The sequence below is a fragment of the Veillonella parvula genome (assembly GCF_040097785.1).
GTDB classification, from domain to species: Bacteria; Bacillota; Negativicutes; order Veillonellales; family Veillonellaceae; genus Veillonella; species Veillonella parvula_D.
This window is the reverse complement of sequence record NZ_JBBNNS010000002.1, coordinates 270,906-284,493: the sequence shown is the minus strand read 5'-3', so window position 1 is coordinate 284,493 and position 13,588 is coordinate 270,906. Positions and strand designations below refer to the sequence as shown.

12 protein-coding genes are annotated in these 13,588 nt (G+C 39.9%); 11 read left to right on the top strand and 1 reads right to left on the bottom strand.

Going from position 1 to position 13,588, the window contains the following annotated elements; translation table 11 throughout:
- The first annotated feature begins 71 nt into the window (after positions 1–71).
- The 9 genes from dnaX (at position 72) to AAA071_RS05355 (ending at position 10,935) form a co-directional block, all read left to right on the top strand.
- The gene (gene dnaX, locus AAA071_RS05395) at positions 72–2,750 is read left to right on the top strand and encodes a DNA polymerase III subunit gamma/tau (RefSeq protein WP_278618249.1); all 2,679 of its coding nucleotides are present in this window, start codon (positions 72–74) and stop codon (positions 2,748–2,750) included.
- A 141-nt stretch (positions 2,751–2,891) separates the two neighbouring features.
- Positions 2,892–3,221 carry a YbaB/EbfC family nucleoid-associated protein gene (locus AAA071_RS05390; RefSeq protein WP_008714816.1) on the top strand — a complete coding sequence of 110 codons (330 nt, stop codon included), beginning with the start codon at positions 2,892–2,894 and terminating at the stop codon, positions 3,219–3,221.
- Positions 3,222–3,818 carry a recombination mediator RecR gene (gene recR, locus AAA071_RS05385; protein WP_101928522.1) on the top strand — a complete coding sequence of 199 codons (597 nt, stop codon included), beginning with the start codon at positions 3,222–3,224 and terminating at the stop codon, positions 3,816–3,818.
- Positions 3,819–3,822: 4 nt separating this feature from the next.
- Positions 3,823–4,074 carry a hypothetical protein gene (locus tag AAA071_RS05380; protein WP_004694917.1) on the top strand — a complete coding sequence of 84 codons (252 nt, stop codon included), beginning with the start codon at positions 3,823–3,825 and terminating at the stop codon, positions 4,072–4,074.
- 12 nt (positions 4,075–4,086) lie between these two features.
- A complete protein-coding gene (locus AAA071_RS05375; protein ID WP_101928521.1) occupies positions 4,087–6,675 on the top strand; it encodes a 3'-5' exonuclease in 2,589 nt (862 codons plus the stop codon).
- Complete coding sequence (locus AAA071_RS05370; protein ID WP_101928520.1) at positions 6,675–7,793, top strand: RluA family pseudouridine synthase; 1,119 nt, start codon at positions 6,675–6,677, stop codon at positions 7,791–7,793. The genes AAA071_RS05375 and AAA071_RS05370 overlap by 1 nt, the downstream gene beginning before the upstream one ends.
- 260 nt (positions 7,794–8,053) lie before the next feature.
- Entirely contained in the window at positions 8,054–9,178 is a 1,125-nt protein-coding gene (locus AAA071_RS05365; RefSeq protein ID WP_101928519.1) for a cation diffusion facilitator family transporter, read from the top strand.
- Positions 9,179–9,384: 206 nt separating this feature from the next.
- Positions 9,385–10,281: a hypothetical protein gene (locus AAA071_RS05360; protein ID WP_101928518.1), complete on the top strand. Its 897-nt coding sequence runs from the start codon at positions 9,385–9,387 to the stop codon at positions 10,279–10,281.
- A gap of 81 nt (positions 10,282–10,362) precedes the next feature.
- Positions 10,363–10,935, top strand: a complete 573-nt coding sequence (locus AAA071_RS05355) for an immunity protein YezG family protein (RefSeq protein WP_101928517.1) — start codon at positions 10,363–10,365, stop codon at positions 10,933–10,935.
- 31 nt (positions 10,936–10,966) lie between these two features.
- Here AAA071_RS05355 and AAA071_RS05350 read toward each other — a convergent pair whose 3' ends face one another.
- Positions 10,967–12,409, bottom strand: a complete 1,443-nt coding sequence (locus AAA071_RS05350; protein ID WP_101928516.1) for an amino acid permease — start codon at positions 12,407–12,409, stop codon at positions 10,967–10,969.
- A 293-nt stretch (positions 12,410–12,702) separates the two neighbouring features.
- Between AAA071_RS05350 and AAA071_RS05345 the strand changes: the two genes are divergently transcribed.
- Positions 12,703–13,110, top strand: coding sequence for an SRPBCC family protein (locus AAA071_RS05345; RefSeq protein ID WP_004698277.1), 408 nt, complete (start codon positions 12,703–12,705; stop codon positions 13,108–13,110).
- A 12-nt stretch (positions 13,111–13,122) separates the two neighbouring features.
- A complete protein-coding gene (locus AAA071_RS05340; protein WP_101928515.1) occupies positions 13,123–13,566 on the top strand; it encodes a MarR family winged helix-turn-helix transcriptional regulator in 444 nt (147 codons plus the stop codon).
- Positions 13,567–13,588 lie beyond the last annotated feature (22 nt).

Here is a 13,588-nt window from a genome sequence, read left to right as displayed (position 1 = left end):
TAAAATGAGTCAGATTTTCTTGAATATGGTATAATAAAGTATTGTAAGTTTCGGAAAAAGGGGGTGTTCCAATGGCATATATTGCGCTATATCGTAAGTATCGTCCACAGACATTTACCGATGTAGTTGGTCAGCATCAGGTGTCTGATACGTTGATGCGCGCTATCCGGGAGGATAAGGTAGCTCATGCCTATTTATTTGCCGGTCCTCGGGGGACTGGTAAGACGAGTATGGCGAAGATTTTTGCGCGCGCTATTAACTGTGAGCAGGGCCCAACGGATCACCCTTGCAACGAATGTAGTGCTTGTAAATCGATTTTGAGTGGACAGTCCATGGACGTTCTTGAAATCGACGCCGCATCCAATCGTGGTATCGATGAGGTTCGTGCTCTTCGTGAAAGCGTCAAATTTATGCCTGTTGAGGGGCGTAAAAAGGTGTTCATCATAGACGAAGCCCACATGCTCACTACAGAGGCGTGGAATGCACTTTTAAAAACCATAGAAGAACCTCCTGCTCATGTGATGTTTATCTTTGCTACTACAGAAATTGAAAAATTGCCTGTTACTATCGTGTCTCGTTGTCAGCGGTACACTTTTAGACGCATTACATCTGATGATATCGCTCAGCGTTTATCCTATGTAGCAGAAAAAGAAGGCTTTGGCCTTGATTCTGCAGCGGCGCAGCTCATTGCTGTTCATGCAGATGGTGGCTTGCGTGATGCCTTGAGTATTTTAGACCAATGTGCCGGTATGGCAACGGGCTCTATTACACCGCAAGTGGTGGAAGAATTAATCGGTCTCGTAAGTAAGGAATGGATTATTCACTTCCTAGATGCTTTGCGCAATGGCGATGGCCCTAAAGTATTATCCTACGTTCACGATGCATTGGCAGAAGGTCGTGATGCAACGCAGATAATGGAAGCTCTTATTCAACATGTGCGCGCCTTGCTCGTTGGTAAGGTGGCTCCAGATGCAGATGAACTCAAGGTATACGATGCCTTTAAGGATGAGTTTTTAGCTCAGGCTAATAGCGTTGATTTCAATGAACTTAACCAATATGTACGCAGTGCGCAATCTATCATGAATGATGCGAAACAAGTGGATAATCCACGAACCATCATTGAAATGGGTCTACTTGTGCTTTGTGCTAAATTAGGCTCTGTTGATGAAAGCTTAGAAGACCGTGTATATGCTCTAGAAAGTGCTGAGCGATCTGAACGAAATGATTTATTGAACCGCATGGCTCAATTGGAACAACGAGGCCCAGCGGCTCCTACACCAGCTTATGGTGCTAATGCATTTGGTCCACCTAGCGGCTATGCGAACAGCTTTGTTCCTGTAGATAATGCTGCTGTACAGAATACTTCCATGAGTAGTATTCAAAATACTGCTGTTGGCATTGTGCCACCTCCAAGCAGCGTAGGCATGACACCACCGCCTGCGAGTGTGGGTATGACGCCTCCACCGATGGGAGCACCAGGTAGTACACCTCCTCCGATGAATGGAGTGGGTATAGCTCCGCCACCAATGGGCGGCGTTGGCATGGCGCCACCACCGGATAATGGAGACCCAGTTTCCCGAAAAAACACGAGAAACCAAGCTAAAGGTCGCGGTAAAAAAGGCATTAGTACACAAGCTATCATTAGTGACCAAATCTTGTCTGCTCAAGAGTATCGCAATGTACAATCCAATGTGATTAAATACTTGAAGGATAGCAATCGCAATATGACCTCTACCGTTATCGGTCAAGGTCAGCTAGTGTACGTAGACCAAAGCAAGGCGGTCATGGCCTTTAAAAATGCATTGCATCTCAATGTAATGACCAATGAAGTGAATTTGGCGGAGGCGGTTGATGCTTTCACCTATACACTGGGCTATGCAGTACATGTAGAAATCGTGGATGCTCTCACGCAAGTTTATAAAGACTATAAAAAGGCTGCTGGTAGCACCACACAACGCCAAGTAAAAGCACCCCAACGACCACAAGAACCGATGGTTGACGTAAAGACGACCTCTGGTGGGCAATCGACACAAATGGATTTAACCAATGATCCGCAAGAGAGTAAGCCTGATTCTGCAGCCGTGGACGCGGCTAAGGCTGCGGCTATGGCATTCTTAGCCAAGAAAACCGGCGGTGCTGTTGCAAATACAGCAGTTAGTGATAGTGCGAATACAAGTACAATAGATGCATCAGAAACTGCAGTAGGAGCTGATGTAGAAACAGAGCCTGCATTTGGTGGTGATGTGCCGATTACAACTTTTGATGGCAGTCCATCTAATCAGGTCCCCGATGGTGAGATTCCTATTGAGTCTCTAGCGGGTTCTATTGAAGGGGATGATATTCCAGTTCATTCCTTTGATGATGTGCCTGTAGATGATATGGAGGATTCTTATGTATCATCCTTAGATGATATGCCGCCACATCCATTAGATAGTGTGACTGTTATCAGCGAGGATGGCGAAGTGTTAGAGCGCCCTATGGATAGCGGTGCGCATATCGAGGTTGAAGCTGTCCCAAAGTCTGATGGGGGTGAACCTCGTGAGGTAACCCCGCATCAAGGTGATGACAATGATATGCTTTCAGCAGCACCTATTGAAGTAGAGGCTATCGATAGTGTTACGGTGGCTCGAGAATACGCTTGGGATCCAGAGCATATGACAGAAGAGGAACGAAACAATCCTCTCTTGGCGGAAACGTTAGAAAAATTATCTGAAGACCATGACATCATAGTTGAGGTCATCGAAGAATAGATGAAAAAGTAATTGTTATATAATAACCTTTGGCCTTGGGGCTATTAGGTGACATATATGTTATAAATCTATGTCATATATTGTTAATGATGTGGACTTAGAATATTAGTATAGGACGATGTCCTAAAAGGAGGAAATACAATGTTTGGTAAAGGTATGGGCAATATGACTGGCATGATGAAAAAAGTTCAAAAGATGCAAGCAGATATGAAGAAAATGCAAGAAGAGTTAAAAACTCGTACTGTAGAAGCTTCCGTAGGTGGCGGTGCTGTAACAGTTGTGATGAACGGCGAAAAAATCATCGAGTCTTTGAAATTGAACCCAACAGCAGTGGATCCTGAAGATGTAGAAATGTTAGAGGATCTAGTAATGGCTGCGGTAAACGAAGCTAGCAAAAAAGTAGACGACCTCTTGGCTCAAGAAATGGGCAAAGTAACTGGTGGTCTTAACTTGCCAACAGGTTTATTCTAAATGACAAACGCTTTAGAACGGCTCGTAGAACAGCTGCGCCGCTTGCCTGGCATCGGCTCCAAGTCGGCTAGACGCTTGGCTTTTCATTTGGTAGAAATGCCGAAGGAAGAGGTAGACCGCCTCGTGGAAACTATCGTAGAAGCGAAGGGGGCTACGCGTCACTGTTCTATTTGCTTTAACTTATCAGCTCAAGATCCTTGCGAATTCTGTAGCAATCCAAATCGCGACCAAACGACGATTATGGTTGTTGAAACATCTCGCGATGTGATTGCTATCGAGCGCAGTGGTGATTATAAGGGCTTGTATCATGTATTGGAAGGCGCTTTATCCCCTATGGAGGGCATCGGTGCCGATGATATTCGCGTAAAAGAATTGATTGCACGCCTTCGTGATGGTGTTGTACAAGAGGTTATCCTCGCGACAGACCCAGATGTCGAAGGAGAAGCAACAGCTCTGTATTTGGCGAGATTATTAAGTCCAAGTGGCATCAAGGTAACGCGCATTGCCCGCGGTGTTCCTGTGGGTGGCGATATCGAATATGCCGATGAATTAACTCTAGGCGGTGCCGTAGTGAACCGTCAAGAAATGAAAGGATAGTAGTATGGGAGCTTTATTAGCATCACCGATTATATCGGCGGTTATTTCCATTGCTGTAGCCTACATTGCTTTCAAAGTAGCATTTTTCACCATTAAACGGGTGGCTATGAATGTTGTGATTGGTGGGTTAACCTACTGGGTATGCGTTCATATACTTAATATTCCAATGGATATTGGGGTGGGTATTTGGGCATTAACAGCAATTTTAGGCCCTATTCCTATGGTCTTAGCTGCTATATATTACGGCATTAAATAACAGGAGGTTTTTATGCTTATCAATCGTGAACAACAACGCGTTATTGATGAAGTGGAACAGAATATCCTCTTGTTAGCGTCCGCTGGGACGGGAAAAACGAATACACTTGCTTATCGGGTGGCTCATCTCATCGAGGGTGGCTATGCGAAGGCGGAGAATATCTTGTGCATGACCTTTACGAACAAGGCCGCAAACGAGATGAAAGGCCGCATTCAATCGCTCGTGGGCAGTCCTGCAAAGGCTGTGGAGGTTAGTACATTCCACAGCTTTTGCTTTTTCATTCTCCAACAAGAGGGCAAGCGCAACGAAACCTTGTACACGGATGTGACCATCTTTGACGAAGAAGACTGCAAGGAACTCTCTGAACCGTACCGTCCTGGTAAATTGCGAGAAATGTCCTTTGCTAATGTTATCTCCATGGTGAAAGAATATCGTTCCTTATATGGCTTTTATTCTGATGATCTCGTAGGTGACTACAAGCGGACAATCGAACGCTTACAGAAGGAACAGCGCGAAGCTATTGAGCAGCTCTTCTCTAGCTTTGGTAATGTCCTCTACAGTGAACTCCATGATTTCTTGAACCATGGTCACGAATGGATTGCTGCGTATGATGAAAGCTTAGCTTCCGTGCACGGCCTAGATTTTACAGATCTCATCTGCGGTGTTCATCGCCTATTTCAAGATCCTGTAGTTCGTGAGCGCTGGCGCAGTCGTTACAGCTATATCTTTGTAGATGAAATGCAAGATACAGGCGTACTAGAGTACAAAGTTCTAGAAATGCTGTGGGAAGGTAATCACGTGCTATTATGTGGTGACTATTTCCAAACGATTTACGAATGGCGTGGCTCCGATCCGTTCCGCTTGCTCAAGCAATTTGATGCGGATTTCAAGCCTTTAAAAATCATCTTCTACGAAAACTATCGTTCTAATTGGACGCTCTTTACGATGGCTTTCAAAACCTTACAAAATATGTTCCCTGACCTGGTTGGGTCTATCTACACTGAATTGCCTCGTGCCAATAGTGAAAGCAAGGGTAAGCCTGTTCTCATTAAAGGTTGTAAAAATAGCTACCTTGAGGGCCGATATATCTACGAAGCTATCTGTGCATTACCGAAGGATGCTAATATCGGCGTTCTCGTGAGGGATAATAAAAAGGCACAGCAGTTAAGTGATTCTTTTGAACGTCTTAACGGCGAACGACCTGAAGAGGAACGCCGTCACTTCATGATTATCGACGAGTTTAAATTCTTTAGACGTCAAGAAATAAAGGACATTATGGCCTACTTCAAACTGCTCATGAATCCAAACGACTCTGTCAGTGCGAAGCGCATTATCAAGCGATATGTTGCTGGTATTGGTGATGCTCGTATCGCTGCGATTGAAAGCCCAGAGACGCGCCAAGTAGGTTTAAAATTGACAGATTTTATGGATATGCCTATCTTTGAGGCGGAGCCTTATGCAAAGCTTGTCAGTGGCTTAGAGCAGCATGAAGTAGTTGTTTATGATGTGGAGAGCACCGGCACAGATACGTCTCAAGACCGCATCATTCAAATTGCAGCTATCCGCATCGATGAAAATGGACAGGTCTTAGAGGCCTTTGAACGCTTTATCAATCCTGGTATACCTGTTGGTCAATCCGAAGAGGTACACGGCTTCTCTGATGCGTATTTACAAGAACACGGCGAAGAGTCAGCTATAGTATTACAAGCCTTTAAGGAATTTTCCAAGAATGCTATTATCGTAGGTCACAATGTAAACTATGATGTGACCATCTTTACGAATGAATTGGCGCGTCATAACTTAGGTAATCCTGAGTTCAAGGCTATTTACGATACCCTCGATATTTACCGTCGTTTTTATCCTAATTTGCCAAATCATAAATTGGGCTTCCTAGCATCTAAGTTCCCTATACATCATGAGCCAACACATAATGCAATGGATGATATCTTGGCTACTGCACAGCTTTTAATTTATGCGGTGAAAGAAAAAATCGTACCGACCACAACGGGTCGCATGGTAGCTATAAATAAATATAAGGCAGCTTTCACGGATATCGCCTCTCAAATGGCGACCTTGCGTAGAAAAGCCTATACGGAGATGCCAACGAAATTATTGGTGTATATCATGAACCAAATGGGGGTTTTAGAGTACTATAAATCTCATGGGGAAGCGGCTAAAGTAGAGCATATACGCGATTTATATCGCATCATGGAAAAACTAGATACGGCTTATGAAGGGCCACCAGGACTAGCGCGGTTAAATCAAATCTTACAGATGGCGGCCCTTACGGCGGGCGAGCCTACACAACAGGTGCGAAACGAAGACCGCATTCCTATCATTACCATTCACCAAGCAAAGGGCAGTGAGTTCGATTATGTATTTTTAGCAGGACTCAACGAAGGTACGTTCCCAAGTCCTTTTGCCCTTGCAGAAGGTCGTGATGATGAAGAAAAGCGCTTGTTCTATGTGGCCATCACTCGACCTAAACAAGAATTGGCCATTACCTTTGAACAGACGAGTATAAGAGGTCGAGCGGTTCAACCAAGCTCGCTACTCAACTATATGCCACGAGACCCTGATCTCGTAGAAAGGAGATACTAATGGCGCGAAAAACACATCGTCCTGACGATATTCTGTGGACCGTGACCGCTGCAGATATAGACGCTGTGCTTAGTCAGAAATATGCAAAACAAAATTTGTCTAATAACGGTCGAGACGTATTTAGTAGCAGTCGAGGTATATCGAGTAGCAATCAAGACATGTCAAGTGGTGATCTAGAACATACTGGCGAAGCATGTGATATTTCACTCGGTGAAGTGTTAGATACTAAATATCCTCGAAAGTCCTTAGTTAAACTCTTTGAAGAGAAATTAATCCACATTAATGGGCATAAGGCTACACCAAAGGATGCAATCTCCGTAGACGATGAGATCTGGATTGCTATGGCTAAAGAGAAGATTGACCACGATCCAATTGAAATGGACTTATCCGTTTTATACGAAGACGAGGATCTTTTTATTGTGGATAAGCCAAGTGGTGTGACGGTGAACTCTAAAGATCAACTATCTCTTGCCAATGGTGTGGCGCACTATTTTAAAGAACATGGTATCAAGCGAAAGGTACGTTTCTTGAACCGTTTAGATCGAGATACGACGGGCTGTATTATCATTGCTAAAAGCGGTCTAGCTCAAAGTCTTTATCAACAACAAATGGATAATAACACCTTTGAAAAGTGGTATATGGCTACTGTAGAAGGCATCGTAGAAGCTGATGAGGATACTTTAGTATTCCCTATGGAACGCAGTGCTGATGGTATTCATTACGAAGTAAATGCAAAGGGCAAAGAGACTCGCACAGATTTTTCCGTCCTATGTAGACATTCTTCCCAGCCTGTGGATAACTCTGTGAATAAGTCTGAAAATTCTGTGGATATAGGACTAAAAAATGTGGATATAGAATTAGTAGATGTGGATAAAAATAATCCAAATGTGGACAAAACTGTGTATAAGTCCAATAAATGTGGATATACTGAGGTTTTAGTTCGTTTGTACACAGGGAAAACACATCAAATTCGAGTAGCTTTCAGCCATTTAGGGCACCCTCTTGTAGGAGATACATTATACGGTGCACAACCTACGGGACAGCCATTCCAATTGCGCGCTCAAAAGGTAGTATTTACACACATTCGAACAGGAGAGCATATTACGGTTATGGCATAATCTGATCTGGTTAACTCGTTACGTAATACAAAATACTAGTTTGTTAGTCATAAGTTTGTACTATACATTGTGAAGTCACAATACATCAAAGTTCCTAATTGAGAAATGAGAATTATTGATAATTCAGTAAAATCAATAAGTTTAAAAATATTTTTCAAGAAAAATAATGACAAATGATAATCGATAAGCTATAATATAAATAGGAGCAAATCGATATAGTTCAATTTAAGAACTATAAATCAGAATGTAAGAGGTGTAGTATGATTTTACAAGATAATGGTGCAGCACGTAATCGGGGGATTACGCTTGCCAGTATAAAAGGCATTATAGGTAATGTCGTTCTCGTTATTTTTAAAATGATTGTGGGCCTTGCGTCTAATTCTATCGCCATCATCCTTGATGCAGTAAATAACTTAACAGATGTATTGTCCTCTGTATTAACTATTGTGGGTACGAAATTAGCCGCCAAAGGGGCTGATAAGGAGCATCCATTTGGTCATGGCCGTATAGAATATATGACTACTATGGCCATAGCTTTCATCATTCTCGGTGCTGGCATTGGATCCCTTAAAGAATCTGTGGAAAAAATTATTCACCCTGAGGTATCTACATTTGATATTCCAGGCCTTGTTATCATCGCTGTTGCCATCGTGGTGAAAATAGTGATGGGCCGTTACATCAAGGCACAAGGAGAAAAATATAAATCCGATGCACTCGTAGCATCTGGTATAGATGCCCTTTTTGATGCAGTGATTACCTTTGCTACATTGGTATCTGCAGGCTTAGTATTTTTCTTTAACTTTGATATTCAAGGTTATGTGGGCGCTGTTATTTCTGTTTTGATTTTAAAAGCAGCGTATGATATTTTACGTGAAATGTATAACCATTTGCTCGGTGTTCGAGCAGATGATAATTTAATCCGTAATATTAAAGAAACTATTGCACAGCATCCAAATGTGGGTGGTGTATATGATTTGGTATTAAATAGCTATGGTCCGGGAGAAACAATCGGTTCCGTTCATATTTCTGTACCAGATTCTATGACAATGGCAGAAGTCCATCCTCTAACAAAGGGCATTGCGGTTCATCTTTATAAAAAGTTTGGCATCAATATGACCGTTGGTGTATATGCTGAAAATAAACCAAGTGTAGAAGTACTTGAAATTAGAAAAGCTCTTGATCAAGTTATTAGTTTATATACACATGTAGTACAAGTACATGCCTTCTACGTACAAGAAGAAAAGAAGGTTATCTACTACGATATTATCTTTGACTTTGACGAAGAAGATCCACATGGTACATTGGAAAAAATCAAGGCAGAAATGCAAAAACGTTACCCTGACTATACACAATTCGCTATTGTGGATACGGATTTTAGTAACTAGTTTAGTAATATTGATTTTAGATATCTAAGCGAATAGAAACTTCTAAGTATATCTCTTTACTATATGGGATAATTTCATAACTAATATTATAAAATTAAAGGCTTTTACCAGTAATTGACCGAATATAATCGGTCAAGAATCGGTAGAAGCCTTTTCTTTTATTAATCGATAGATTTAGTTATACTATAGGTAAGAGAGGTGGTCCTATGTTGCAATGGATAAAGAAATATTATATTGTAAGTTTTTTAATTATCCTTATTCTTATTTTGTGTGCCTTACACCTCAGTGGTACGAGAAATGAGAAATGTATTTTACCAAAACAAGGGATAATTTTAGAAAAGGATATTACAGTTGATATTAATCGTAATCCTAATGCAATCTTAACAGTTATAAATGCAAGTAATTACTCTGAGTCTTATGCCATTGATGTATTACCTATTATGAAAAAATATAACTGTTATATTTTTGATTATCTTATCGTTAACGATGAATTATATCTGCTTGCACGCTCTAATGATACTATTTCTAATATGAATTTGTATCCGCTTTTGATTTTGAGGGTCACTGATACATCTTTGACTGCTAATGTTATAGGATATGATTTTGATAAGTTTTCTGCTTCCTTAGACTATATCAATGGTAATATTATAGCCTCTAATAGGGAGGGAAAATATATTTTAGATGCTACTTTATCTGCTACTAAAATAGTTGATACAGATCCACGTTTGGTTCAACAAAAGAAAGTAAGTAAACATGGTATTAAAAATGATAAAGTAATATTAGATTCTCTTATTCCTAGAGAATTATATATAAATGGTAAGGTAGGAGATACTTATTTACTAACAGTTACTTCTCTTATATATGCGAAACCAAATATGAATTTACCTTTTGAGTTTTTTAAAGCAGAACAGTATTATGGTATTCCTATATATGAAAATATGATGTTGTTTTGGAATGTTAAGACTAATAGAATGGAAAGTTATGATAATCTAAAGTCTATAACTTCTTTCAATATAAAATATATGGATATGAATTATAATACTGAACTTTTCGAACAATGGAATCAAATAATTAAGAATGTAAATACTGAAAAATCAAATTAACTTGATAATATATAGTTGAATGAATATAATATATTGTATAAAATGTAATTTGTGTTGATAAATTCTCTAAGGAGAGATGGAATGAAAAAAATTGCTCTTACCTCATTAGCTGTAATGGCGGTTGTTGGCGTGTTTGCGATTCAGCCTGTAGATGCAAAAAAGGTAGAACAAGATCCAGTAATGACACCTATTGAAATGCCTATGAATGATGAAATTCAACAGGTTAATGGTGTATCTAAGTCTACTAATCAAGAAACACGACGTTTGTCTAATAATTTAGCACAAGCTACAAAAGTGATGATTAAGAAGAATTGGAAGATTATTTATATTAAAGCAGTCCCTGCGGGGGATAAGGATGCTGTGCGCTTCTATTACAAAGATAATAGAGGGCAAGTATATAATGGTCAAATCATTAGAAATACAGGCCTATCCAAGGGTAAATATAAGGCTGGTTCTTTACGTCAAATAGAGGCATTGCAAGAATTAGTTAACCATTTGCAACAGAATGGTCAAGAAGTACCATCCTCTATTGATATCATCATCACTCAAGAAGGCTATCGCATTAAGACTATCTTTAATTACAATGAAAATATAAATAATCTACCAGCGTATCAACAACAATATGAACAAGAAAACTTCCCGACTATGAAGTAATAGAAAAGCCCGTGCTATGCACGGGCTTTTGTTAGATTACGTAATCATCGGAATCGTCTTTTTTAGGTTTTTTGTAAATTTCTTTTACACCAGCCATTTCAATGAGTTCTTCTCCAAGCGCATCTTCATCGTCCGTGTTGAGCATGGAGTAGAAGGCCCAAAGAATGATGAACCAAATTGGTGTGAACAAGAGGGCAATTCGCGTATCTTCATTTAAGGCTAGAATGGCTAGAACAAAAACAAAGAAAGCTAGGATAATGTAATTCATTACAGGGTATAGAGGCATTTTGAATTTAGATTGTGCTGCTAGTTCAGGATTTTTCTTACGATATTTGAGGTGACAAATAACCATCATGGCCCAAATAAAGATAAAGCAGAACGTGGAGATTGATGTAATCATAACGAATACTGCTTCAGGCATTACGTAGTTGAGTACAACTGTAATCAATAATACGGCTGCCGAGAAAATCGTTGCTTGGTATGGCACACTGCTGTGCGTCAAGCGACGCATTGAGCTTGGTGCATGACCGCGTTTTGCCAAGGCATAAATCATACGGCCTGTACTGAAGATACCAGAGTTTGTAGCAGAGGCTGCAGAAGTAAGAACAACGAAGTTTACGATACCTGCGGCGGCTGTAATGCCAACGGCGGTAAACACCGCTACAAATGGACTTGCAGCAGGGTTAACGGCAGTCCAAGGGTAAATACTCATGATAATGGCTAAAGAGCCTACATAGAATAAAATAATACGCAATGGGATATTGTTTATGGCCATTGGGATAACCTTTTCAGGATCTTCTGTTTCGCCAGCCGTTAAACCTACGAGTTCTATGCCTGTGAAAGCAAATACAACCATTTGGAATGATAGGATAAAGCCCATCGTTCCATTCGGAAACCATCCTCCGTAATTCCACATATTGCTAAAGGCGGCGACGCCAGCATCTGTGGTGAAACCAGTAACAATCATGATGATACCGATAATGATAAGAGAGATAATAGCAATTACCTTAATCAAGGCAAACCAGAATTCCATTTCGCCAAAATATTTTACAGCTGTCAAGTTCATTAACAGCAAGGCGACTAGAACAAGTAAGGCTGGTATCCATTGAGGAAGCCACGGTATCCAGTATTGCATGTAGAGGCCTACGGCTGTCAAATCCGCCATGGCTAGTGAAAGCCAGCAGAACCAGTATGTCCATCCCGTGATAAAGGCTGCTCGATCCCCTAAGTAATCTTCTACAAAGTCGATAAAAGAGTGGTGATTTAGGTTAGATAACAATAACTCGCCTAGTGCTCTCATAATAAAGAAGCACATAACACCTGTTATTAGGTAGGCGAATATGATGGATGGACCAGCCAAGTGAATGGCGCGACCGGAGCCTAAGAATAGGCCTGTACCAATAGCACCGCCGATGGCGAGCAGCTGTACATGCCGGTTCTTAAGACCCCGTTTTAACTGATGCGTATCAGACATAATAAAGACCTCTTTTCTACAAACTATCTATAAATATAAAGGCTATGGATTACCATAGCTTTAACAATCTATAGAATCTTTAAAACTATTTTTTTATAATACAGTATCTATCCTAAAAAGTCAAATGTATTTTTACAGTAGACAAAAGGTCTGATGATTTTCTGATGAGAGTATACCCTTATATTGATAAACTCATAGAATATCTTTTTTATGAAGTTAATTGACGAATAATATAAAATAATTTATAATAAGTACACTTATAATAAAACACTAATAAAAAAGGAGGATATAAAATGGAATTTAGTTTTAGTTTGAACATAAAAGCGCCAAAAGAAGCTGTGTGGGCGTACTATGCGAATATCGAAAAATGGTATGACTGGGAAGAGGATCTAAAAAATATTACATTAAACGGTAAATTTGAGACTGGTTCATGTGGTACAATGGAGCTTGAAGGCATGCCACCTATGGAATATCAGCTTACTCTTGTAAAACCTTTTGAAGAGTTTTGGGATAAGACTGAAACTCCATTTGGAGCTATACTTTTCGGACATCAAATAATTGATAATCATGATGGAAGTGTAAATGTAAAGCATACTGTAAGTTTAGAAAGTGAAGATAAGCAACATTTGGAATTTTTAAGTCAAGTTTTTTCGGATGTTCCTCAATCTATATTTATTCTAAAAAATTGTTTAGAAAGATAAGGTGATTGCTGTTTGTTTACATCAAAATATAAAGACAATTCAGAAAAATCAACAGGATTATTGTTCATGAGGGTGTACAATAAATGGCATTTTACTATAAAACAAGCGTTAAAAGAGTTGAATTTAACACATCCTCAATTTGTTGTTTTAGCATCTCTTGCGTATTTATCACAACATGATAACGAAGTTACACAAGTTATGATTTCAAAACTTTCAGGGATAGATGTTATGACGGTATCTCAAATATTGAGCTTATTGGAAAAACGTGGTTTTGTAGAGCGAAAAGAGCACTCTAGAGATACACGTGCGAAAGCGGTTCTTTTAAATGAAAAGGGCAGTGAAATATTACAAAAAGCAGTTCCATTAGTTGAAGAAATTGATGAAGTTTTTTTCGGAAAGCTAAATAGTGATGAGGCTCAATTTAAACATCTTCTTAGCAGATTACATGAAGCGTAAGGTGTATCAATTTTCCGATTCT